This window comes from Shouchella oshimensis (assembly GCF_002019765.1).
GTDB classification, from domain to species: Bacteria; Bacillota; Bacilli; order Bacillales; family Bacillaceae_D; genus Shouchella; species Shouchella oshimensis.
This window is the reverse complement of the sequence record NZ_KV917380.1, coordinates 2,086,936-2,111,292: the sequence shown is the minus strand read 5'-3', so window position 1 is coordinate 2,111,292 and position 24,357 is coordinate 2,086,936. Positions and strand designations below refer to the sequence as shown.

24 protein-coding genes are annotated in these 24,357 nt (G+C 39.6%); 7 read left to right on the top strand and 17 right to left on the bottom strand.

The genetic code is table 11. The annotated features are described in order from the left end of the window. Position 1 precedes the first annotated feature (1 nt). Together BK583_RS10665 and BK583_RS10660 are read right to left on the bottom strand one after the other, a co-directional pair. Entirely contained in the window at positions 2–1,453 is a 1,452-nt protein-coding gene (locus BK583_RS10665) for an aldehyde dehydrogenase family protein (RefSeq protein WP_078440123.1), read from the bottom strand. Positions 1,454–1,602: 149 nt separating this feature from the next. Continuing rightward, positions 1,603–3,117, bottom strand: coding sequence for a helix-turn-helix domain-containing protein (locus tag BK583_RS10660; protein WP_078440122.1), 1,515 nt, complete (start codon positions 3,115–3,117; stop codon positions 1,603–1,605). Positions 3,118–3,368: 251 nt separating this feature from the next. On the opposite strand from BK583_RS10660, the gene BK583_RS10655 reads away from it, so the two are divergent. Then, positions 3,369–3,797 (top strand): cupin domain-containing protein, encoded by a 429-nt coding sequence (locus BK583_RS10655; RefSeq protein ID WP_241741995.1) that lies wholly within the window; start codon positions 3,369–3,371, stop codon positions 3,795–3,797. Between the two features lie 49 nt (positions 3,798–3,846). Here the strand turns inward: BK583_RS10655 and BK583_RS21285 are convergent, their stop codons facing one another. Beyond that, positions 3,847–5,295: an exosporium glycoprotein BclB-related protein gene (locus BK583_RS21285; protein ID WP_078440120.1), complete on the bottom strand. Its 1,449-nt coding sequence runs from the start codon at positions 5,293–5,295 to the stop codon at positions 3,847–3,849. 196 nt (positions 5,296–5,491) lie between these two features. On the opposite strand from BK583_RS21285, the gene BK583_RS10645 reads away from it, so the two are divergent. Together BK583_RS10645 and BK583_RS10640 are read left to right on the top strand one after the other, a co-directional pair. Further along, positions 5,492–6,076, top strand: coding sequence for a TetR/AcrR family transcriptional regulator (locus tag BK583_RS10645; protein WP_055737198.1), 585 nt, complete (start codon positions 5,492–5,494; stop codon positions 6,074–6,076). Between the two features lies 1 nt (position 6,077). Further along, positions 6,078–7,187 (top strand): DUF418 domain-containing protein, encoded by a 1,110-nt coding sequence (locus BK583_RS10640; protein WP_055737199.1) that lies wholly within the window; start codon positions 6,078–6,080, stop codon positions 7,185–7,187. A 91-nt stretch (positions 7,188–7,278) separates the two neighbouring features. Here BK583_RS10640 and BK583_RS10635 read toward each other — a convergent pair whose 3' ends face one another. From BK583_RS10635 to pdxR, 8 genes are all read right to left on the bottom strand, one after another. Then, the gene (locus BK583_RS10635) at positions 7,279–7,722 is read right to left on the bottom strand and encodes a hypothetical protein (RefSeq protein WP_038479953.1); all 444 of its coding nucleotides are present in this window, start codon (positions 7,720–7,722) and stop codon (positions 7,279–7,281) included. A gap of 15 nt (positions 7,723–7,737) precedes the next feature. Beyond that, the gene (locus BK583_RS10630; protein ID WP_055737200.1) at positions 7,738–9,267 is read right to left on the bottom strand and encodes an ABC transporter substrate-binding protein; all 1,530 of its coding nucleotides are present in this window, start codon (positions 9,265–9,267) and stop codon (positions 7,738–7,740) included. Further along, a complete protein-coding gene (locus BK583_RS10625; RefSeq protein WP_055737201.1) occupies positions 9,264–10,091 on the bottom strand; it encodes an ATP-binding cassette domain-containing protein in 828 nt (275 codons plus the stop codon). The genes BK583_RS10630 and BK583_RS10625 overlap by 4 nt, the downstream gene beginning before the upstream one ends. Further along, a complete protein-coding gene (locus BK583_RS10620) occupies positions 10,088–11,074 on the bottom strand; it encodes an ABC transporter ATP-binding protein (RefSeq protein ID WP_055737202.1) in 987 nt (328 codons plus the stop codon). The genes BK583_RS10625 and BK583_RS10620 overlap by 4 nt, the downstream gene beginning before the upstream one ends. After that, on the bottom strand, positions 11,061–11,960 hold the full coding sequence (locus tag BK583_RS10615) for an ABC transporter permease (RefSeq protein ID WP_038479962.1): 900 nt from the start codon (positions 11,958–11,960) through the stop codon (positions 11,061–11,063). The genes BK583_RS10620 and BK583_RS10615 overlap by 14 nt, the downstream gene beginning before the upstream one ends. Before the next feature lie 11 nt (positions 11,961–11,971). Continuing rightward, complete coding sequence (locus BK583_RS10610) at positions 11,972–12,886, bottom strand: ABC transporter permease (protein WP_038479965.1); 915 nt, start codon at positions 12,884–12,886, stop codon at positions 11,972–11,974. Between the two features lie 13 nt (positions 12,887–12,899). Continuing rightward, positions 12,900–13,523, bottom strand: coding sequence for a TetR/AcrR family transcriptional regulator (locus tag BK583_RS10605; RefSeq protein WP_038479968.1), 624 nt, complete (start codon positions 13,521–13,523; stop codon positions 12,900–12,902). A gap of 236 nt (positions 13,524–13,759) precedes the next feature. Then, positions 13,760–15,154: a MocR-like pyridoxine biosynthesis transcription factor PdxR gene (gene pdxR / locus BK583_RS10600; protein ID WP_055737203.1), complete on the bottom strand. Its 1,395-nt coding sequence runs from the start codon at positions 15,152–15,154 to the stop codon at positions 13,760–13,762. Positions 15,155–15,261: 107 nt separating this feature from the next. Here pdxR and BK583_RS10595 point away from each other — a divergent pair, with 107 nt between their 5' ends. Then, positions 15,262–15,972, top strand: coding sequence for an aspartate/glutamate racemase family protein (locus BK583_RS10595; RefSeq protein ID WP_055737204.1), 711 nt, complete (start codon positions 15,262–15,264; stop codon positions 15,970–15,972). A gap of 30 nt (positions 15,973–16,002) precedes the next feature. Here BK583_RS10595 and BK583_RS10590 read toward each other — a convergent pair whose 3' ends face one another. From BK583_RS10590 to BK583_RS10570, 5 genes are all read right to left on the bottom strand, one after another. Further along, positions 16,003–16,887: an IS3 family transposase gene (locus BK583_RS10590; protein ID WP_139366183.1), complete on the bottom strand. Its 885-nt coding sequence runs from the start codon at positions 16,885–16,887 to the stop codon at positions 16,003–16,005. Beyond that, entirely contained in the window at positions 16,830–17,390 is a 561-nt protein-coding gene (locus tag BK583_RS10585; RefSeq protein ID WP_055736938.1) for a helix-turn-helix domain-containing protein, read from the bottom strand. The genes BK583_RS10590 and BK583_RS10585 overlap by 58 nt, the downstream gene beginning before the upstream one ends. A gap of 99 nt (positions 17,391–17,489) precedes the next feature. Beyond that, positions 17,490–18,287, bottom strand: coding sequence for an MBL fold metallo-hydrolase (locus BK583_RS10580; protein WP_055737708.1), 798 nt, complete (start codon positions 18,285–18,287; stop codon positions 17,490–17,492). A gap of 11 nt (positions 18,288–18,298) precedes the next feature. After that, a complete protein-coding gene (locus BK583_RS10575; RefSeq protein WP_055737707.1) occupies positions 18,299–19,735 on the bottom strand; it encodes a DEAD/DEAH box helicase in 1,437 nt (478 codons plus the stop codon). A 55-nt stretch (positions 19,736–19,790) separates the two neighbouring features. Then, the gene (locus BK583_RS10570; protein WP_055737706.1) at positions 19,791–20,261 is read right to left on the bottom strand and encodes a peptide-methionine (S)-S-oxide reductase; all 471 of its coding nucleotides are present in this window, start codon (positions 20,259–20,261) and stop codon (positions 19,791–19,793) included. 160 nt (positions 20,262–20,421) lie between these two features. On the opposite strand from BK583_RS10570, the gene BK583_RS10565 reads away from it, so the two are divergent. After that, the gene (locus BK583_RS10565) at positions 20,422–21,636 is read left to right on the top strand and encodes an MFS transporter (protein ID WP_055737705.1); all 1,215 of its coding nucleotides are present in this window, start codon (positions 20,422–20,424) and stop codon (positions 21,634–21,636) included. A gap of 88 nt (positions 21,637–21,724) precedes the next feature. Here BK583_RS10565 and BK583_RS10560 read toward each other — a convergent pair whose 3' ends face one another. After that, positions 21,725–22,570 (bottom strand): YitT family protein, encoded by an 846-nt coding sequence (locus BK583_RS10560; RefSeq protein ID WP_038479989.1) that lies wholly within the window; start codon positions 22,568–22,570, stop codon positions 21,725–21,727. Between the two features lie 197 nt (positions 22,571–22,767). Here BK583_RS10560 and motA point away from each other — a divergent pair, with 197 nt between their 5' ends. Next, positions 22,768–23,574, top strand: coding sequence for a flagellar motor stator protein MotA (gene motA, locus BK583_RS10555; protein WP_055737704.1), 807 nt, complete (start codon positions 22,768–22,770; stop codon positions 23,572–23,574). Beyond that, complete coding sequence (locus BK583_RS10550) at positions 23,552–24,319, top strand: OmpA family protein (RefSeq protein ID WP_038479995.1); 768 nt, start codon at positions 23,552–23,554, stop codon at positions 24,317–24,319. The genes motA and BK583_RS10550 overlap by 23 nt, the downstream gene beginning before the upstream one ends. Positions 24,320–24,357 lie beyond the last annotated feature (38 nt).

Sequence of the window (24,357 nt, the reverse complement as noted above, 5' to 3'; positions counted from 1 at the left end):
CTTAAGGTTTCATATAAACTGCTTTTGTGTCTAACCAAAAATCAAGAGCTGTACTACCTTGTTCACGCAAACCAATACTGGACTGTTTCTTTCCGCCAAAAGGAAGTTGATTTTCATAATAATTTGATGGTATGTTTACATGAACAACCCCAACTTCAATTTGTTTAATAAATGCTTGAGCTTTCGCTAAATCATTTGTATAGATGGATGAAGATAAACCAAATGATGTATTATTCGCAAGTTGAATGGCTTCTTCATACGTTTGAACAATCATGACAGCCACTACAGGGCCGAATATTTCTTCTTGAGCAATCGCCATATCACTTGTTACGTGACTGACAACAGTAGGCGCTACAAAATATCCTTTATCAAGCCCATTTTCAGTGAGTCGTTTACCGCCACATTCGATCCTCGCCCCTGCTTCTTTCGCACTCTGAATATAGTGCAAATAGGTTTGCAGTTGTTTTTCATTGGCAACGGCACCATTATCAATTCCTTCCTCTTGTCCATATCCAACACGCACTGCTTGAGCGGCTGCTTTAAGCTTTTGTAACACGACTTCTGCAATCTCCTCTAGCACGATTACTCGGCTTGTTCCTGTACAGCTTTGGCCGTTGTTATACATACCACTAATGATAATGCCTTTAATGGCTTCATCAAGATCGGCATCTTCTAGGAGGATCGTTGCATTCTTCCCACCAAGTTCAGCTTGCATTTTTCCGCCACGTGCTGATACAGTTTGTCCAAGTTTTAGTCCAACTGCTGTGGAGCCTGTAAACGAAATTGCTTTTAATGAAGTGTTTTCGCCCATTTCTTTACCAACAATATTCCCATCACCAAAGACTACGTTTAATACTCCCGCTGGCATACCTGCTCGTTCAAATAGCTCAACTAGCTTAGCGGCAATACGCGCCGTATCATTTGGCGGCTTGTAAACCACTGTATTCCCTGCAAGCATAGCCGGTGCAATTTTATAGACACCTATACCTAATGGAAAATTGAAAGGCGTAATGACTCCTACTGCACCCAATGGTTCTTTAAGAGTATAGGTGAAATAATCCGGATCAATAGAAGGAAGAGTTTCTCCTGCTAGGCGATTCGCAGCACCGCTAAAATGTTTTAAAGCTTGAATTGTAGCATCTACTTCTTTTTCACCTGCGTGTATCGTCTTACCTACTTCTTTTGAAATTAAAAGGGCTACGTCTTTTTTCTCATCTTCTAGTAAGCGTATAAGTCGATAGAGAACATCAGCGCGCTGTATTGGTGTAATCGAACGCCAATAAGGGAACGTTTCTTCCGCTACTTTAATCGCAACGCGGGTATCATTTACAGTAGAATCGGGAAAGTAGCCAAGAATGTCGTCTGTGTTTCCAGGATTGATACTTGCAAAGGGTTTTTCACTTTCTGAAGGAATCCATTTTCCTCCTATGTAATTATGATATGTATCTGCCATATTCGTTTCACAACCTCCTAATTAAACATACACTTATCGTAATATTCAAATTAAATAAGATGTATAGAGATCGTCACAAAAAAAGATACGGATCTATAGGAACGTTCACATTGCAGAAACAAGTATAATCATTTATCATCTACAACGGTTTATTCTCGCAATTTACATAATTTCAATGCAACAACTAGATCTAACCAATCCTCTTCAACGTCAATGGATTTATAAGTAAGATCTTCGATTTTCTTAAATCGTTGGTATAACGTATTTGGATGAATGAACAAAGCATCTGCTGTCTCTTTTCGGTTTCGATTGTGATAAATAAACATCTCCAACGTCTCCATTAATATAGGGTAGTCATGTAACGTTCCAAGATGATCGCAGACAAACGATCGTTTGTGGGTCCCTTCTATTTGTGTTAAAAGTCTATTTAGACCGAGTAACGGGTAACACTTTATTTCTCCCTTTCCCGCTAATTTCCACGCATTCATCGCTTCTTGAAAAAGTTGTTTATAAAGCATGATCGGTGCAACACGACTAATTCCTAAACTGTCACTGTCACCTTTTATCAGCTTACCTAATGCATCTGGAACCGTTTGCTCTTTTTCTAAAAAGAGAACCCAACATTGGTCATACGAAATCAGTTTCCACTGTTTAGAGAAAGTCGATACAGATGATTGAATAGTTTGATGCTGGGAATACAAATTTCGTTCTTGCTTTTTCCAAACGACACACGTTACCAAAGTAACAGATGTCATTTCCCAAAAATCTTCAGCATAATCATTCGTCTCTAAAAAATGTTTGAACCGGTCTTCATTTTTTGCGAGTTTCGTCGTCAAATGTTTATCCTCATAGGTCATAAGGATTCCAATAGCTTTAGCAGCTTCTTCAATATAATAAAGCTCCTCAACTGTGGGCTGCTGTTTCATTAATAGCCAGCCTCTATGAGAATGGTAGCTTTTTATTGGAAATGAGACATATCCCTCCATTGCAGTTTCATTATAAAGTACGGAACGATCTTGTAGTAAACGAGATAAACGCCGTACAATTTTCTCTAGATTCCCACCTTCGTGAAGAACTTGATAAAAATAATTTTTTGCCTCTTGTTTCACCGTGTACGTATGAAGCTTACGTTTATGATGTTCAAATTCTTCTTCTTTTTCTAAGGCAATAAGCGCATACTCTAGCAACTCGGATACAAGGTATAGATCTTGTAAGGTAAATGAAGACAACGATTGACAACGATTGACTGTTAATGTGGCAAAACACTCTCCATGAAGAACAATGGGTATGCTCATAGAGCTGTAAACGGTCTGATAAGCAACGCCTTCAAGATAATATTTTCTATTAACATCTGAGATGTTTGACATGGCTCGCTCTACTTCTGTTGGTTTCAGGAAAAGTACCGGTGTTTGTTCGTTGTACACTGAACCAGTTATCGACTCTCCAGGAGAAAAGGCTACTTGATAAAGCTGTGGTGAATGATTTCCTATACTGCTCTTCAAACGTAAGACATGACTTTTTTTATCGTACGTATAAATTAATACCATATCTGTATCTTGAATAACCGTTGCTACTGCATTAGTCAAAACATGAAGAATCTGATCGACTCCCTGCGCTTTCATAAACGCTCGTCCAGCTTTTCGTAGCTCCTGCTCATATCCCACTTTAAATTTCCTCCCTTTCTCATTTCATGTTTATTTAAAGATATTTATTTATTATGAAGGATTACTGCTACAACATCTACTGAAATTCAAGTAAGTCTTAAACTGCCGATTGTGGACTTCCATTTATAGGCTAATTTGAACATTCCATTAGCCTACTTCATAGTATAAAAGAAATTAAAATAAGGAGACGATAAATTATGTATAACCATCATAGATCTTCACGCTTGCCTCATTTTCATCAACCTTATAGGATGGGCATGCCTTCATATTCGTATCAAACAAGGACAGACTTCGGAAACTCCCCTTTTACAGTAAATATATCAGACGCCGCTAAGCAAAATCAGTATTATCGAACAGCTCTTTGGACGGGAGAGCATTTACAGGTGACATTAATGAGTATAAATGTAGGTGATGATATCGGCCTCGAAATTCATCCAGATACAGATCAATTTTTACGAATTGAACAAGGTCAAGGTCTTGTTCAAATGGGGAGTAACCCAAACCACCTTCATTTTGAATCTGGTGTATCCGCTGATAGTGCTATTATGGTTCCTGCTAACACGTGGCATAATGTCATTAATACAGGTCCTGTTCCACTTAAATTGTATTCAATCTATGCACCTCCCCATCATCCCTTTGGAACGGTTCAGCCTACAAAGGCAGATGCAATGGAAACATAAAAGAAAAGGAGAAATGTTTCAGAAACATTTCTCCTTTTCTCTTTTTTATTTAATTTATAGACAAGCCTGCACTCGCATACCCTGCTACAGTATTCAATAACGTAACTCCGGCCGCAGTAGCCGAAAAGACGATTAATAAACGGTCTCCTGTCGTTACTGGGATAGATAAACCAGTTGCATTCCCTGTTGAAATCGCTCCAATCGCTAACGTACCCGTTAACGCTGGCGCTAGAGTAACAGAGGCTCCCGGTATTGCTGTAAGGGTATTTGTTGCTGCCGGCCCAGCCGAACGAAAGACTTGCGCTGTTATTGTAACGGTTGTGCCAATTAGTGTTAAAGCAGCAGTAGTACTAAATAATGCTGATAAAGAGGTAATCACACCGTCTCGTGGTACTAAAAATGCAAAGTTTAATAATGTGCCTGCAGCTCCAGTTAAATCAATGGTATTACCCCCAATTAAACTTAACCCCGTAACAGAGTTTCCAAATCCAACTAAACTCGTTGTACCGACTAAGCCACCTGCGATTGTTGTTAATGCCGTTGGTAATCCAGATGCAAATGGAATGATTGCACCTACACCATCTAAACCTGTCGCTCCTGTAGGTCCAGTCACGCCAGTTAATCCTGTTGCCCCTGTAGCACCAGTTACACCATCTAATCCTGTTGCTCCTGTAGGCCCCGTGACGCCAGCTAATCCAGTCGCTCCTGTTGCGCCAGTAACACCGTCTAATCCTGTTGCTCCTGTAGCACCAGTGACACCGTCTAACCCAGTTGCTCCTGTAGGTCCAGTCACGCCAGTTAACCCAGTTACTCCTGTTGCGCCAGTAACACCGTCTAATCCTGTTGCCCCTGTAGCACCAGTGACACCGTCTAACCCAGTTGCTCCTGTAGACCCCGTGACGCCAGCTAATCCAGTCGCTCCTGTTGCGCCAGTAACACCGTCTAATCCAGTCGCTCCTGTTGCGCCAGTAACACCGTCTAATCCTGTTGCTCCTGTAGCACCAGTGACACCGTCTAAACCTGTTGCTCCTGTAGCACCAGTGACACCGTCTAATCCTGTAGCTCCAGTAGGCCCGGTGACGCCAGCTAATCCAGTCGCTCCTGTTGCGCCAGTAACACCGTCTAATCCTGTTGCTCCTGTAGGTCCAGTAACACCGTCTAATCCTGTTGCTCCTGTAGCACCAGTGACGCCAGTTAACCCAGTCGCTCCTGTTGCACCAGTAACACCGTCTAATCCAGTCGCTCCTGTAGCACCAGTGACACCATCTAATCCTGTTGGCCCTGTAGGTCCAGTGATACCACTTCCTGGTCCAGTAGGCCCTGTCGGACCAGTTGGTCCGGTGATACCGGTTATTCCACCTGATGGTCCAGTAGGCCCAGTAGGTCCTGTTGGACCAATTAAGTTACCATCACCGCCGTTTGTGGCTGTTCGCATGAAATATTGAATGTTCGAACAAGGGTTGCCAAAATTGTATCTTGAGAATTTATACTTCATCATACCAATCTCCTTGAAAAACCTTTTTCATCTATCTTTATGAAAATCTGGTTTAAGTGGAACGCCATTAGCCCAATTTTAGTCCGTTTTTCTCTTTTTTCTGATGATAAAATAATAAATTTAAAAAAACGCTTGCAAAAAAAGCATACCTCCTCTATTATTTACTTACCGGTAGGTAAATAATAGAGGAGGGCTTTTTATGGGTAATAAAGAACAAACGTATCAAGATATTATGGAGACTGCTTTTAAGATGTTCTCAAAAAAAGGCTTTGATCAAACGAGCTTGACCAATATTGCCACAGAGGTAGGCATTTCGAAGCCAGCAATATACTATTATTTTAAATCGAAGGATGAACTAATTAAAACGTTGTTTGACACACTCGTAAAAGATATTCAATCCGTTACGTTAATCAAGGTAGAAAACATGACTGCTCAAAATGTTAAAGAGCTGATGTACGATATTGGAGAAAAGGCGATAGATCGGCAAGAAAAAGAGCGATCATTTAATCAATTGTTTAATCATTACATTTTGCTTGCTTCACGTGACGCTTATTATGCAGATCAACTTGTTCGTATTCAACACTATTTTTTCAATACCTTTTATGATGCACTCAAACATGCAGTCCAGATTAATGCTATTAAGGATGAGGCGATTTTAATTAAATCACAAGTACTTGCTTTACTTTTTGATAACATCACAAATTTCATCTTAACTGGTATGGAACTAGACTATAAAAAAATTTGGAAAGAAGCTGTAGATAATACATTAAGAGGTATTGAATAGAATGAGCAATAGTCGTCATACACGATTAGACGGACTAGACTTAGCTCGATCATTCGCGATGTTCGGCATGCTTATTATGAATTTTATCGTTGTTACAGGTGCACAAGGGAATGGACACTTCCTTTTAGTGTCCATGACAAATTTAGTCGAAGGCCGTGCAGCAGCAACCTTTGTCACATTAGCAGGCATCGGCATCTCTCTTATGACAAAAAAAGCTCGAGTCACTTCAGATCTACAGTTACGTAAAAATAATAAGATTTCTTTAGTGAAACGTTCTCTTTTCTTATATATAGTTGGCATGCTTTTATACACACTTGGATGGGACGGAGACATCTTGCATTATTACGGTGTATATATGGCATTCACTGTACTTATTCTTTTCTCATCACCAAAAACCATTATCACGATTTCAATTGTTTTTGCAGGTATTGCTCAGTTTTATCAAATTTTTTTCAATTACATGAACGGATGGCATCCTGATCATCCATTTCTAGCCTATCTCGATTTTTGGACGTTAAGTGGGTTTCTAAGGAATTTATTTCTAAATGGCTACCATCCCGTTTTTCCATGGATCTGCTTCTTAATGATTGGTTTGTTAATCGGAAGATTAAACTTACGTGACAACAAAATAAGAAATAAGATACTGCTTTACAGCACGACTTTGTTTATTATTTCCGAACTATTGTCTCGTCTACTTATTTCTTTCACAACAGATACCTTACTTGACGTGACGAGCGCAACATTTCTATTTGCAACTGGCCCCATCCCTCCAAATCTCTTTTATTTACTTTCAAACATAGCTACAGCACTTGTCATCATTGTTTTATCCTTATATATAGCTGAAGTCTATGCTGACAATTGGTTTATTCGTTCACTTATTTTTACTGGGCAACTAACGTTAACTCATTATGTAAGTCATGTGGTCATCGGCATTGGACTTCTGCTGATCTTTGATAAAGTCGTTCTCTTTAATGGGTTTGAAAGCCAGCCTCTTTCCTTTACCGTTCTTTACGCTTGTGTCTTTTTCGCAGCAAGCATTCTTTTTTCTACTTACTGGCGCTTACGATTTCGTCGTGGTCCTATTGAAATAGTCATGCGCAAATGGACATAAAAAAATGAGTAAAAAGCCACCCTGAATCGTTATGCACAATTAGGGTGGCTTAGATTTGTAAATACTAAAGCCTTTTCGTCTTGTTTATTCTTTAATTGACCAGTGTCGCATGGAGGATGTGAATCCGAACGGTCGTGTCTTTCGTTTGTTCGCTCACAATAGTCCAATTAGGTGAAAGCATTGATGTAAATTCCTGTAGTTGTTCTTGACTTAAGAGAATATCGTCAAAACGCGATTCTGTCATTTTGTAGTCCGTACCTTCTTCTAACCCATACTTTAATCTAAGCAAGCGTTTGATTCCAAAGTTAGAGGCAAATTTAATTTTATAGCCCGTTTGAATAGCTTCTTCTATCTGCGTAGCGTTTTCAGTAGCATATTCAACAAGGTCATGATAGTCAAAGGTTTGGTCGAATTCATTTAACCCTTCCGTGTCTTCGTGTTTAAGAAGTTCTAGAAGCTTTTCATTTTTCATTCCATTCGCACGGAGTGTTTCAATCATAAACGCATTCCATTGAGATATGGCGGGTAACGTCATTTCATTTCGTCCCTTCTATTCCGTTAATTCAATATCGTTCACATCATATAACTCGTCTAGCCTCGGTGTATAGTCTAACCGGTCATTGACACCATAACGCCCTTGAAGTTGGAATAAATAAACCGCTCCACGATCCTCAGCTAATAATTGTTGTACTTCCTGATACTGTTCAGTACGCTCAGCTTCATTCATATTATAAGCAGCCTCTTCTAACAATTCATCAATGTCTGGGTTTGTGTAGGGAGCAACACCACCATCTTTAAAAAATTCCAGTACGCTACCATCAAACATATCATTTCCCCAGCCCACAAAGATCGCCTCATCTAATTCTTGATTAAACAAGCGGTTTGCGAATTGACTTTGTTCAATTAGTTCTATGTTCGCGGTAATGCCGACATCGGAAAGCATGCCCCCCACCACTTCAGCCATTTCTGTATAGTAGTTATTGACAGACAAGTTAATGGTAACACCATCATCGTAGCCAGCCTCTTCTAATAGTTCTATTGCTCGATCTGGATCATATTCATACGTATCGTATAAAGATTCATCTGCCCCAACATTTCCTGGTGTAATATGAGTACGAGTTGCTGTTGCACTTCCATTTAAGATTTCATCAATGATGACTTGATTTTCAATGGCTAAATCGATTGCTTCTCTTACAGCAGGATCAGAAGTAGGCTCTCCTTCTTCATTTGACAGCCAGAGTTGAATAACCCGTTGAATTGGCTCAAGGGCTACATGGGTCCCTTCATTATTATCAATTCGATCCATATCAGCTGTAGGAATGTTGAAAGCAATATCAACCCCATTTGTTAAAAGCTCTGACACTCGAGTAGAATCTTCTGGCACAACGCTAAAACGAACACGCTCCCAGTTTGGTTCCCCTTCAAAGTAATCAGCATACTTGCTTAATTCGACAGCTTCATCTTGCTGCCAACTTTCGTATTGAAATGGACCTGTTCCTACTGGCGATTGGAAAAAGCTTTCTGCCCCAACCTCTTCAAAATAGTCTTTCGGTAAGATACTTGCAGCTGGAACAGAAAGGCGATTAAGTAGCTGAGGATCAGGCTCCGCTGTTGTTATTCTCACTGTATATTCGTCTACAACCTCAACCGTTTCAATCTGGTTAAACGTTGAATGCTGCTGGAGCGAAGTGTCATTTGCAACGCGTTCAAGTGAAAAAGCAACGTCATTAGCAGTGAAAGCATCACCGTTATGAAATGTCACATCATCACGAAGAACAAATTCCCATGTTGTTTCATCAATTGGCGTCCACTCTGTTGCTAAATCTGGAACGATATCACCTGACTCATCTCTTTGTACAAGTTTGCTGTAAAGATTAACTAATACAGCCGATGTTGTAATAACACTATTGTTATGCGGATCAAATGTTGTTATATCTGCTGGATTTGCAATCGTTATCAGTTCATAACCGTTGGCTTCTTCATTTGTTTCTGAAGTGTTTCCATTATCAGGATCATCAAAACCACATGCAGACAACGCAAGAATAGATAACAAGGTACTTGATAGAATCACTTTTTTCATTTTGTATTAACCTCCGATAGTAGTGTTTTGTGTCGATCTTTTGGGTGCGACGGTGGCACAGCTTGTAGTAACAATTTCGTATAGGCTTCAGTTGGTTCATGGAATATTTGTTCAGTTTGCCCAATTTCTATAAGCTCACCACTTTTCATAATGGCAACTCGATCACTAATATGGTTGACAACAGCCAAACCATGGGCAATAAAAAGGTAGGAAAGTCCATGGTTTTTCTGTAATTCTTTTAATAAATTTACTATTTGTGCTTGCGTTGAAACATCTAAAGCAGAAACCGCCTCATCGCATACAATGACATCCGGCTTTAACGCTATGGCTCTAGCTATACTTAGCCTTTGTCGCTGACCACCGCTAAATTCATGAGGATAGCGATTTAAATGCTGGCTACCAAGACCAACTTCTTCAAGTAAACCGAGAGCACGTTCGGTACGATCTTTATTCGCTAGCCCCTGGTGAATGGTTAATGGTTCTGTCACAATTTCCTTTGCTTTCATCCTAGGGTTAAGGGAGGCATACGGGTCTTGAAAAACAGCCTGGACGTTGGCTTTCATCTGTTTTCGTTCTCGTTTTGATAACGTGCTAATCTCTTTTCCTTGATAATAAATAGAACCGCTCGTTGGGTGAAGAAGTTGCAAAATCATTTTTGCAATCGTTGATTTACCAGAACCTGACTCACCAACAATCCCAAGCGTTTCACCTTTAAACAAGCTAAAGCTGACGTCATGAACGGCTTGAATCGTTCCATTCTGACGTTTACTGCTAATTGAAAACGTCTTGCTCAGTTGGTCCACTTTTAATAACGGTTCCGTCATTCAATCCCCTCCTTCTTCACGTGAATACAACGCACGTAATGAGTCGCCGCTTTTTCTTCTAAATCAGGTACGGCTTCTATACATGCTTCTGTGGCCCACGGGCATCGTGGGTGAAACGAACAACCGATTGGCAGGTTTACAATGTTAGGCGGATTCCCTTGAATGGCATGTAATCGCTCATTTTTTGTATCAAGGGTCGGCATGGCTTCCATTAATCCAATTGTATATGGATGCTTCGGTCGATCAAATAACTCATGTACCGTTGCTTCTTCAACAATTCTGCCCGCATACATCACGAGAACACGATCAGCCATTGTCGCTACCACACTTAAATCGTGGGTGACAAATACAACTCCTGTGCCATTTTGTTCATTCAATCGTTTTATTAACGATAAAATTTGTGCTTGTGTTGTTACGTCAAGTGCTGTTGTCGGCTCGTCTGCTATAAGCAATTTAGGATCACATGCTAATGCAATCGCGATCATAACTCGTTGACGCATGCCACCTGACAGCTGATGAGGAAAGCGCCTTGCTGTTTCTATTGGGTTGGGAATATCTACTTGTGTTAATAAATCGATCGTTTTTTCTTTTATTTTCGCTTTTGATATCGATGGGTAGTGAATGGTTAAAACTTCCCCAATTTGAGACTGAATACGTAACATAGGATTTAATGAAGACATTGGCTCTTGAAAAATCATCGACATTTCGGTCCCACGTAGCAACCGTCTTTCCTTCGAAGATAATGCATTTAGCTCTTGACCGTTATACAAAATAGAGCCGCTTACTGTAGCGTTTTTTCTCAATAACCCCATAATGGATAAAGAGGTTACACTTTTACCACTCCCTGATTCGCCAACTATCGCAACGACTTCACCAGGGTTCACATGGAAAGAAATGTCTTTCACGACAGTTGTTTCTCGTTTTCCTGCGCGAAAAGAAGTCGATAGATTTGTTACGGAAAGCAAAGGGTCACGCGGCTTCATTATCATCCCCTCCTTTTTTCAAGCGTGGATCAAGATAATCACGGAGCCAATCACCAACAAATGTGAAAGCAAGAACCGTTATCGTAATGGCAATACCTGGAAATGTAGCAATCCACCAGCTTGTGGCGATGTAATTTCGTCCATCGTTAAGCATACTTCCCCACGTAATACCTGGTGGCTGTACACCAAAACCAAGAAAACTTAATGACGATTCAGTTAAAATAGCTGTACCGACACCGATTGTAGCGATAACGGTGAAAGATGAAAGAACGTTCGGCAATATGTGTTTGCGAATAATGTACATACTACTCGCACCAAGTGTTTGAGCTGCTTGTACATATTCCCTTGCCTTCACTGCAAGAACGTCTCCACGAACGACTCGCGTATAATTCACCCAGCTCGTCAATCCGATAACGAGTATGAGGGTAATTAAATTTGCATCAAGCATGACCATCGCAACAAGAACAAGCAAAAGCGTTGGTATGGCTAACATTGCGTCTACTATTCGCATCGTTAATGCGTCAATCCAGCCCCCGAAATAACCAGAAACCAGTCCAAGGGATAACCCAATTAGAGCAGCAATCATAACAGAGATAACACCAACTAAAAGAGAAACTCTCGCCCCAAAAATGAGACGGCTAAACATGTCTCTACCTAAATGATCTGTACCAAGTAAATGTGCACTGGATCCATTCTCCATCCAAGAAGGTGGAATTAAGCGCGACGTCGCTGTAATTTGCGCCGGATCATAAGGCGCAATCCAAGGCGCAAACACCGCTAATAAGACAATAGAACCTATTATTAGTAAACCCAGTAGACCAAGTGGCGAGATAGAAAGTAAGAAGCGACGGCGGATTGTGTCATTTGTTTTTGTTAAAGCTGCCATATTCATCGCTCCTAGTTATATTTAATACGGGGATCAAGCACCCGGTATAGTAAATCTGTAAGTAAATTGATCACAATCGTAATGAGTGCTATGACAAAAACAATCGCTTGAATAACAGCCATGTCGCTGTTTTCCATTGCTGTAAGCAATAAACGCCCAATACCAGGCCAAGAAAAAACCGTTTCGACTACTATGGCTCCTCCTATTAACTGAGGGAATTGCAAACCGATGATCGTCACTACCGGAATAAGTGCGTTAAGAAAGACATGTTTTCCAATAACAATCCTTTCTTTTTGTCCTTTTGCTCGAGCAGTTTGAACATATTCTTGTTCAATTACTTCAAGTACACTTGCACGAGTTAACCGGGTCATTTCTGCTGCAAGTGCAATGCCTAACGTAAAGGCAGGCAATACAAAATGCAAAGGAGATGCGGCTCCTGATACAGGAAAAATTGGAAACAGAACAGCAAAAAATAATATAAGCATGATGCCAATCCAAAAGTTTGGCATAGCTTTTCCGACTATAGAAACCCCAGAAATCAGAAAATCTAACACCGTATTTCGCTTTAATGCTGCATAAATACCAAGGGGAATTGAAATCAAAATGGCAATGACCATTGCAATAAAGGAAAGTGTAAGTGTTGCTATTAAACGGCTAAACACTAAGTCACTAGCTGGCTGCTGGTATTGAAGCGACATGCCAAAATCACCTCTAAGTAAATCCCCTAAAAAACCGATGTATTGAGTAAGAAAAGGTTGGTTTAATCCGAGTGATTCTCTTAACGCTTCGCGATCAGCGGCAGTTGCATTTTCAGGGAGCATCATAGAAACAGGATCACCGGCAACATAAACAAGACAAAAAATAATAAAGGTTAAAATGAGTAAGCTTGGGATGACTTGCAGAAATACTTTCTTTAATAATGACATTCATTCACCTCCCTTAATGAGAATGAGACGACGGAAACCCTCGTAGTCCGAAAAATTCAAATGAAACGATTTGTTGTGCTACCTCTTCTGCAGTTAATGTCGTAACCGCATCACCTTCATGAAAAAGCCAGCGCTCAATTGTACCGAACACTAAGCTAGCAAGCATTGCAGCTAACGTCTGGTTAGAATAAGTGGTAGGAAGCATATGTAGTTCTTGAGCACGGGCAATGTTGCTCGCAAATGCTTGCTCTATCGCTTGTAGCGTAGACGCAATTTGGCTACGAATCTTTTCATCACTATCTTGCCCCGTTTTTAAAAGCAATTGCATATAATCCTTATTTGATTTTGCATACGTGAATAGCGTTATCATTAAATCTTGTGAGGAAGCTGTCATGTCGCTTAACGTTCCGACTTGTTTTCGGTAACCAGAATAAATGACGTTTAATAAATAGCGTTCCCCTTCTTTTAAAATGTGTAGAACAATCGCTTCTTTATTCTTAAAATGCCAATAGAATGTCCCCTGAGCAACACCGGCTTCTTTAACAATGTCCGATACCTTTGTTTTATGAAACCCTTTTTGTGCCAGCAATGGCAAAGCTGCATCCATTAATACTTGTTGATTTTCAGTCGTATTCATGTCTAATCCTTTCTCTTGATTGACGAGTCAGTCAATTATCCAATAATCCTAATATATTTACTCGGGTTTAGATTGTCAAGTATTTTATTCAATAGATGGATCAAATTTTTAAACAACGGAATCGACCACCATTTTAAGAAATAGGACTTGTTCTACAATTTTCTTAGACAGATGGTTGTTTTTAACGAGCGCTTTTACGTTAGGTGGAAAGCTCCTCGTTACCAACCGATCCCTCCTTATTCGGTATTACATGAAGTAAGTGCTTTTTTTAATCGCTTAATACCTTCTTGTATGTCTTCTTCATGTAAATGACCATACCCTAGCACTAGCTCGTTTAAATGGTGACCTTTTTTGATGGAAAAATCGTCTACTATGATGGCATTCACTTGGTGTTTTACTAAATCATCCGCCTGAATTCGTTTGCGATCATTAAAGCGAACGACTAAGTGCATCCCCGCTGCTTGACCTAAAATATCGCATTGTGAAAAGGTGGCGTTAATAGCCTCTACAAGGACCTTTCTTCTTTTAGCATACAGCTTTTTCATTCGTCTAATATGCTTTTCAAATAACCCCTCCTGAATAAAAGTGGCTAATGCTACTTGTTCTAATGAAGACGTGTGACGATCCGTAAACCACTTTTGCTTTCTTGCAGATTCTACTAAGTGAAATGGTAAAACCATATAACCAATACGCAAACTTGGCGATAAGATCTTGCTAAAGGTGCCTAAATAGATAACATGCTCTGTATCAAGGGATTGCATCGCTTGAACAGGTGTGCCTTCATAAATAAATTCACTATCATAATCATCTTCAATAATATAGGTTTCCATTTTTCGTGCATATTCAACTAACTCAATTCTTCTCTTAACTGGTAATATCGCGCCAAGGGGAAATTGATGCGATGGAATGGTGAAAACAAATCGTGGTTTATGATTTTTCGGAAGTTGAACTGGTTTAATTCCGTATTCATCTGTTTGAATCGGTTCAATCTGGGCACCAGCTTCTGTGAAAATGCTTCGCATTTCCTCTGTAACCGGGTCTTCCACACAAACCTTTTCTCCAACTGGCTGTAGCAATTTTGTTAAAAATGAAAGTGCCTGTGTAGCTCCTGTTGTAATAACAATTTGATCAGGTAGTGCTTCTACACCTCTTAAGCGCCCGAGGTAGTTAGCAATCGCCTCTCGGAGTTGGACATGGCCAAGTGCAGACTGATAACCAAATACCGTTTCATCTGCTGTAAGACATACCTGTTTGTACGTATTTGCCCACGCTTGTCTTGGGAAATAATCGAGGGCTGGCTGACTCGCTTTAAAGTCAATCATTGTTCCTTCCGACTGATGAATTTGTTTTTCAAACTGTGGTATGTGTCTTCGCTCTTTTTTAAATGCAAGCCCTTTAGATACGTACGTTCCTGACCGAGGAATACGGTATATATAGCCTTCCATTAGCAGTTGCTCATATGCTTCATTTACTGTATTACGTGATACACCTAATGAATGTGCTAATTCTCGTGACGATGGTAGCTTTTCATTTTCACGCAGTTGACTAGCCAATATTCTTTTTCTTAATTCCTCTTCAATTTGAACAGCTAGTGTCTGTTCTTCGTTTCGTGCTAATGCAAACCAAAGCATGGCATTCTCCTTCTGGTACTATTAAACTAAGCTAGATGTGGATCTTCATTGGTCCAGTATATCATGGTACGCTTTGATTAAGATGAATAAAAAGGAGCGTACGACTGATGAAAACAATCGGTTTAATTGGGGGCTTGAGTTGGGAATCTTCGGTTTCTTACTATCAATATATTAATCAATATGTAAAAAAAACATACGGCGGGCTTCATTCTGCAAAATGCTTATTGTATTCCTTTGACTTTCAAGAGATCGTTAATTTACAAAAAGCTGGAGAATGGGCAGAAGCGACTGAGCGAATGATTGAAGCAGGGAATAAATTAAAAGCAGGTGGAGCCGACATGCTTGTTATTTGTACAAATACCATGCATTTAATGGCTGACGAAGTAGAAGCTGCGACGAGTCTTCCTGTTATTCATATTGTTGATGCACTAGCAGAAGCCATTAAAGCACAGGATTTGAAATCAATTGGTTTAGTAGGTACACAGTTCACAATGGAAAAACCTTTTTACCGTGAACGAATGGCTCGGCATGGTATTGAACTAATAGTTCCAAATGAAGACGACCGTAAAAAGGTCCACGATATTATTTTTAACGAACTATGCGTTGGAACAATTTGTCCAAATTCTAAGCATTACTACTTATCTGTTATTGATCAGCTTGCCGCAAAAGGCGCAGAAGGTGTGATACTTGGTTGTACCGAAATACCACTACTGATTAATCAAAACGATTGTGCACTTCCATTATTTGATTCGACACAACTCCATGCTGAAAAAGCCGTTTCACATGCTCTTGAGCTTAATGAAAAAAAAGACCATTGATGGTAGTGACCCCAAAAAGTTAAAGTTTTATTATGAAGCTGACTGGCTGGCTTGAGTGCGGTATTGTACCGGGCTTAAACCAGCCAGTTTTAGTTTTATTCGATCGTTATTGTAGTAAGCTATGTATGCCTCAATTCTTTGCTTCAACTCTCCGTAAGGTAAAAGATCTTCTCCATAATACATCTCTTGCTTCATAATCCCGAAGAAGTTCTCCATTGAAGCGTTATCTGCGCAAGTCGCTTTCCTAGACATACTCTGAAACATTCTGTGTTTCTTTAATGTTTTTACCCATCGATTGTGCTGATAGTGCCACCCTTGATCAGAATGGAGTGTAGTCCGATAGGGAGCATCTTTCTTAATGATAGGGATCGCTTTTTCAAGGGATGCAAGCACAAATTCGAGTGTTGGTCGTTTGGACATGCTACTTGAGATAACCTCGCCATTACTTAAATCCATGATCGGACTAAAATAGAGTTTCTCTCCATCTGTGCACTTAAATTCGGTGACATCCGTTGTTAGTTTTTGTAGATGTACAGGCGTGTTAAATCGTCGATTTAACCGATTCTCTGCCACTTTACCCGTTGTTCCTTTGTACGATTTGTAGCGTGATTTTCGCATGAATTTTTCTGACTTTAAACCAAGTTCGTTCATTAGTCGTTGAACCTTTTTGTGATTGATGATGTACCCATTTGACCGTAATTGTAGATGAATCCGACGATACCCATAGTTTCCATCGTGTTGCTCAAATATCAGTTGAATGTCTTTCTTTAGAGCCTTGTCTGGATCTTCATTCTCAAGTCGTTTCAAGTGATAGTAATACGTTGCTTCTGGAAGATCGACTCGAATCAATACATCCTTTAATCGGAATTCTTCATTGAGCTCGAATGCCAGCGCTGTTTGTGCTTTTCGAGAGATCCTTCCGGATCCTCTCGAAAAGCTTTCAACTTTTTTAAATAGGCAATCTCCAAACGGAGAAGCTCATTTTCACGCTCTAATTTTTGTTCTCTCGTTTGGCTGTTCTCTTTATTTAATTGTTTCTTATGGGAGTTTTTAGACATGGATGGTCGTCCTTTCGGTTTGTGTTCCAGTCCTTCCAACCCAAGTCTCTCAAAAGAGAGTCTCCAACTGACAATCAGGGATGGATTATTGATCCCAAACTGATTCGCTGCTTCTTGGAGAGAAGCTCCTGTATGCTTCATAAAGTTTAATACATCTTTTTTGAAATGAACAGGATAAACGGTTTGTGTTTGTTTTCGAGTAAGTCCGTTTGGACCCAAAGTACGATAAGCGCTGACCCAACGAAGGATAACAGATTTCGAGGGGATCCCATGCTTCTTTGCCAGCAGTTTATACCCTAAAGATCCTTGATGGTATTCTTCAACGATTCTTCGTTTAAATTCGTCACTATATTTTGCCATAGAAAAAACACCCCAGTCGTTAGATTTCTCTCTAACATTTGGGGTGCAGCACCTGATTTGGTCTTTTTTTCTACTTAAAATGAAACTCATATAAGAGACTTATTCTTCCTTTTTGGCCATTTGTCTATTCATAGCATGAATGTGTTTCATACCTTCAAAAAATAAATATTCTTGACGTAAAGTCATTTCAAACTCTTTATCGTCTTTAGTCAGCTGAGCTAAATATCTATTAGAGGAACGCAATCTTTTATCAAGTTCCTCTTTTTTGCAAGTAACTGAACCATGCCCAGGTACATGAATAGCTATCGTATGCTGATTTAAAATGGTTTCAGCTAACACCATTGTTTGCAGGTAGTCTTGGTAGCTACTAAATATAAAGGGAAACTCAACATCAGACAAGTAATCTCCAGAAAGAAAGATCCCTTCTGGTTCAATAACGGTAAAAAGAGAATCATCTGTATGACCAGGGGCGTGATAAAATGTTATTGTTTGTGAACCTAATCGTAGCTGTTGTTTATTATGTGTTACCACAACTTCAATAGTAGGATAGGTAGGTTTGTAGCTCCGGTTTAAATAATACGTTTGATCAAACGCTATTATTTTTTCTAAAATGGCTTCTTTTTCTGGGTTGGTGACAAATTGACTAGTCGCTACTCCTTTTGCTTCTGGGAATGCTCCAGCACCAATAATATGGTCAAAATCACTATGAGTATAAATAATATAGAGTGGTTTGTTTCCAAAATTGAGTTTAAGATAATCCTTTATTTGATCCACTTCAGTCGGTAACCAGTTGGGATCTGTCATGATAATGGCATCATTCGTTTCCACAATCGCTGCGTTTGTCTTATATAGTGCACTTTGGAACACTGTTAGATTGCCTGTCTTGTATTGAATCATCTAAGCCCCCGCTATTCCTTTTTCGCCCGATGGACTTTTAACTTCTTCCCCTTCACCGTTGCTGTCCGTAAATGCTCAAGAACATAAGTCCCTTTATTATTTAGAATATCAACAAAGCTTGCTGTTTGTTCAACGCTTATAACACCAATATCGTTAGCATCTACGTTTGGTATAGAGGTGATGGTACCAACAATGTCTCCAGGACGAATCTTCTTTTGTTTTCCACCATTTAAATAAAGTTTTGTAATCCCTTCGTCAATCCGCTTCTTATTCGTCGAAACGTGAACGTTCTTTTTCTCTTGGTAAAAACTCAATTGCTGTTCCACGGAGACAATCGGCTTCACTTGTTCAACAAATGAAAAACCAAGCTCTTCTTCAAGTAATAGACGAGCTTCCTTTTCCACAGGTTTCATTAATAAAATGGATTTACCTATAGCGCCGTTTCTTCCAGTTCTGCCTGTTCGGTGAATATAGTCTTCAACCGTTTGTGGAAAACTTGCATGTATGACAAGGTCTAATCCATGTACATCAATTCCGCGAGCCGATAAATTGGTTGAGATTAAATAACGACACGAACCTGCTTTAAATTGAGACATAGCCTGTAGTCGTTTTTCTTGCCTCATCCCACCATGAAGTTTTGCCAAAGCAGGAATAGAAGTATGTAACGTACGATAAAGTTGATCAACGTCTCTTTGTGTCTCACAAAAGATTAGTGCATGATCCGGTCGTTCAGCGCTAAGCACATGGCGTATCAGTATGTCCATCGGTTTAGTCGACTCAACAACTGCATGGTGAATGGCCGGAGTCACTTCTTTCTCTTCATTTACAAGAAAGTGTGGTTCACTTAATGCTCGTTCTATTAACTGCTGCAATGCATCTGGAAAGGTTGCTGAAAACAGCAGGTTTGTTCGCGTTTCTGGTAAAAATTGAATAATTCCCTCTAGTTGATCAAGAAAACCACGATTAAACAGCTCGTCCGCTTCATCGATAACGAGATACTGTAGTTTTGATACATCCAGCGTCCCTTTTTGCAAGTGATCGAGGATACGCCCAGGGGTTCCAACTACAACATGGGTTTTTTGCTTTAAACTCCACTTTTGTTTTTCAAACGACTGCTTCCCAAAAATTTCTTTTACTTGAAGTCGTTTAAATCGACCGATAGCTGTTAGATCCTCTTTTACTTGAACGGCAAGTTCTCTCGTTGGTGTTAGAATCAATGAATGGACTTTGTTCTCGTCCCAATCAATTTTATCGCATAGTGGAATTCCATATGCAGCGGTCTTTCCACTACCTGTTTGGGATTGCACAACATAATCTTGATTTTCATTTCTTATGACCAACGGAATCACTTTCTGCTGTATAGCTGTCGGGTTTATATACTGTAAAGAAGTCAATGCGCGCTTGATTTCCGCGCTTATAGGATACGTAGAAAATCGTTTGTCTTTCATGGAACACCTCATTCTCTTAAGCATACGCTCTTTTCCATAAAACAGGAAAAGGGCTTTACTTATACTTGTGTAGCAACGCTTTCGGTATGTGACATTGATCATTCGGATGTTTGTCTAGTCGATCTTGATGCTCTTCAGCACTCTTTACATAGTTTTGGAGAGGGCTTACTTCAACCATAATTCGACTAGCATCAGCTCTTGCGGCAATAAATTCTCGTGCTTCGTTTACATGCTCGATTTTTTCACTATAGACACCTGTTCTATATTTCACTCCACTATCTATACCTTGTTTATTCACACTATACGGGTCAATGATTTCAAAGAAATAATCCATTAAATCAGTCACGGATACAACAGTAGGATCGAATGTCGTTTTTACACATTCAGCGTAGCCATCATAGGGCCCTTTAAGAGACTGACTTGTTCCGTTTGCCCTCCCAGCTTCTGTTCCGTATACACCTGGTAATGTTTTAATAAATGCTTGCACACCCCACAAGCAGCCACCTGCAAAATAAATCACTTCCACTGACTACTCTCTCCTTTTTACATTCTGTTTTATTCGAATGTCCCTTACAAGATTACCATAAGACGTTAAGAAGACGAAAAAAAACATTAAGAGCCCTTGCATAAGACGTACCGTCACCATCTAGAATGAACTGTATTCTAGTTGAAAAGGATGATTCTCCATGGAAAAACCATTAATTAAAAATTACCCCTTTATCTTTTTATTTATTGCCAGTTTCTTAGCGATTATTGGCTTTAGTACGTTTTTTATGACCACAACATGGTTTGTTATTGCTGAGCTAGGTTCAGCGAGTTCTCTCGGTATTATTCTTATTGCAATCACAGTACCACGTATTTTAATGATGGCGTTTGGAGGGGTTCTAGCCGATAAATTTAAGAAAACCACGATTATGTTTAGCACGAGTACCATTCAAGGCTTCCTCTTACTGATCGTATTTTTGTTGCATGCTACGGACCAACTAAGTTTTAGCTATCTTCTGATAATAGGCTTTTTATTTGGAACGTTAGATGCGTTTTCAGGGCCAGCAGGAACCTCATTAATACCAAAAATGGTTGAAAAAAATCAAATCAAACAAGCCAATGCCATTATCCAAGGATTAGGCCAAATTGGCTTTGTAGTCGGTCCTATTGTTGCAGGAACCATCATGGAGTTTGGTGGTATCACTTCGAGCTACTTAACAGCAATGATCATCGTTTTTTTGTCTGCTTTCTTTATGTTTCCACGATTTTTAAAAGAGGGTCCTGTTGAAAATACCGTTAAGCAAACACCTTTTAGAGATCTTCTTGAAGGCTTTTCTTATGTAAAAGCAAATTCCTTTTTAGTAACAGGAATTTTCATTTTAATTACGTTAAACTTTTTTGCCTTCGGTGCGATTTCCATTGCCATACCGATTTTAGTTGAAACGTATGGAGGATCACCCATTAACCTTAGCTATATTGAAGCCTCTTTAGCTATTGGCATGCTCGTAAGCACAGTCATAATCGGCACTGTTAAACTTCGTAACCGAGGGTTAACATCAATCCTCGGGTTGATCGCAACATTGATTGTCGCATTAGCCTTTAGCCAAATTCCTAATTTAACAGCTGTAACCATCTTAGCATTTATGCTTGGATTCACCATGACGTTTGTCGCCATTCCATTCTTTTCTTCTGCGCAAGAAGATACGGATCCTCGTATTATGGGGAGAGTAATGAGCATTATTTTTCTCGCTATGAACGGCTTTGATCCACTTGCATATGCAGGGGTGACACTACTCGTATCAAGGGGAATAGACATTCAAACGATTATTTTCGTTTTTTCTGTCATTGGGCTACTAATAGCTTTGCTTTTATTTTGGAAAGGAAGAACGTATCGATCGTACCGGTCAAACATTTAACGTTACTGGGTGGATTTGAAACAACCATTTCGTAGGTTCTGGAACGGATAAACAAACAAGAGGAAAGAGCTGAAACTGTATCACATATTCAGTGATCCTCTTTTTGTTTAAAGGTTGAGCCTCTTGATTCATGGGCATCGATAATAGTGAAAAAAGCATGTTTATCAACTTCATAAATCGCTTTTTTCAACTGAATAACTTCCATTCGTTTTACAACAACATAAAGCACATCTTTTTTATCCCCTTCGTAACCTCCTTGCGCTTTTAAGCGTGTTACCCCTTTTCCTAACCGCTGTGTAATAATCGTTGTTAATTCTTCGTAATGACTCGACACAATCATCACCGCTTTTGTTGCATCTAGCCCTTCAACAACTGTGTCAATTGCCTTTGCGGCAACATAATACGTTAAAACGGAATACATAGCGTTCTCAATTCCGAAAACAAAGGCCGCCCAAGCAAAAACAAAAAGGTTAAAAACAAGAACGCACTCACCAACAGTGAACGGTAATCGTTTTGTAAGAATTAATGATAAGATTTCAGTTCCATCCATGGCCCCGCCATTTCGTATAACGATCCCAACACCAATTCCTAATAACAGCCCTCCAAAGATTGTTGCTAATAAAGGTGTATCAGTAATTGGAGCAAAATGAAACTGATGTAAAATCGCCTCTGTAACGGCTAGTCCGACAATACCTAGTAGAGAGTAAATAAAAAAACCTTTCCCTAAATGTTTATAACCAATGTATAAAAAAGGAAGGTTGATGATAAAAACGAGTAGTCCAAAATTGATTGCTGAGAGACGATTTAGAATTAGCGATATGCCTATTATTCCGCCATCTATAATATGATTCGGCAACAAAAATAATTCAATTGCAACAGCAGCAATGATAGCTCCAATCACAACAAATAGCCATCGTAACGAGAAATAAACCATTTGTATACACCTCTTCCTCTCCTCTACTATGGACAATTGGAGAATTATTATGCAATTTTACCCATATTATCGTCATTCTTTAGACTCAATTCTTGTGAACAAACAATGAAATCAAGTATGAACCTTCAATGTGGAATCATTTCAACCGATTTAAATGGTGAGACGTATTCTTAAATTAACATTAAAAGGAGACATACATGGATAAGTCATCATTCATTGGTATATTTTTTGGTATTTGTACACTCGTGCTTGGTATGCTTTTAAAAGGTTCAAGTCTTGAGGTTTTGTTAAATCCTGCCGCCATCGTCATAATTGTGCTAGGAACATTTGCTTGCGTTTTTATTGCATTCCCTTTTGCAGATATAAAACGAATCCCTAAGTTATTTCGGGTTCTTTTTTCAGATAGAAAGGGTATGACTCAGCAGGAAATTATCGAACAGTTCGTTGATTATGCTTCGATTTCGAGACGAGACGGTATGCTCGCGTTAGAAGGAAAAATTGATGAGATTGAAGATCCTTTTTTTAAGCAAGCCATTCGAATGATGATTGATGGACAAGATCCTGATTACATTCGTCATTCTTTACATGAACGAATTGACGCTATGCAAGAGCGTCATGCTTCTGGAGCGGCGATATTTAGTCAAGCCGGAACATATTCTCCCAGTCTTGGTGTGTTAGGAGCTGTTTTAGGTCTCATTGCTGCGCTAGGAAACCTAGATGATATTACTATGTTAGGCGAGTCTATAGCGGCAGCGTTCGTGGCAACATTACTCGGTATTTTCTTTGGATATGTGCTTTGGCATCCTTTTGCAAACAAATTAAAGCGAAAATCAACTATGGAAGTATTGCATCAGCACATGATTATTGAAGGCACAGTTGCCATTATTGGAGGAAGTTCTCCTCGTTCAGTTGAAGAATATTTAAGTGTATATCTAGAAGAAAAGGAACAACAACGAGGAAAAGGAGGCGTGAGAAGAGACGATGTCGCAGAAGCGGAGATTTAAATCTCGGTCTGAGGAACATGTGGATGAATCTTGGCTCCTCCCTTATGCAGATATGTTAACATTGCTTGTTGCTCTATTTATTGTTTTATTTGCTATGGGTCAAGTCGATCAAGCTAAATACGATGAGCTCCGGGTTGTTCTCTCAGAAACGTTAGGTGGAAAAGGTGTTCTTGATTACCAAGACTCAATTGTTGAAGACGAAAGTCCGACACAAGAATCGACAGAATCGGTTGAAGCTTTACTAAGTGAAGCAGCAGAAACTGAAAAAACGGAGTTAGAAGAGTTACAATCCCGCCTAAATGGGTATATTGAAGAGAAAGCACTTGCTGATCGGTTACAAACAGAACTTGGTGCTTCAGGTCTGCTTATTACCATTAATGATGGCATTCTTTTTGATTCTGGTAGTGCCGAATTGAGACAGAATTCTCATGAGTTAATGGACCAATTGTCCGCTATGCTTGCTTCCGATCCCCCACGCTATATTCAAATTTCTGGTCACACTGATGATGTTCCGATGGGTGGCGCAAATTTTGAATCAAATTGGGATTTAAGTGGAGCACGTGCATATAATGTAATGAAGCTATTCTTAGAATCTGACTATTTAAAGCCCGGTCAGCTTTCCTATTCAGGCTACGGTGAATACCACCCTGTTGCTACTAACGAAACAACAGAAGGAAGAGAACAGAACCGTCGCGTTGAAGTTCTTGTTCTCCCGTTAGAAAACCTTGCTGAACCAGCTCTATAAAGATGTCAGTATTGTTCACACCGCTACGTTTCCTTTGA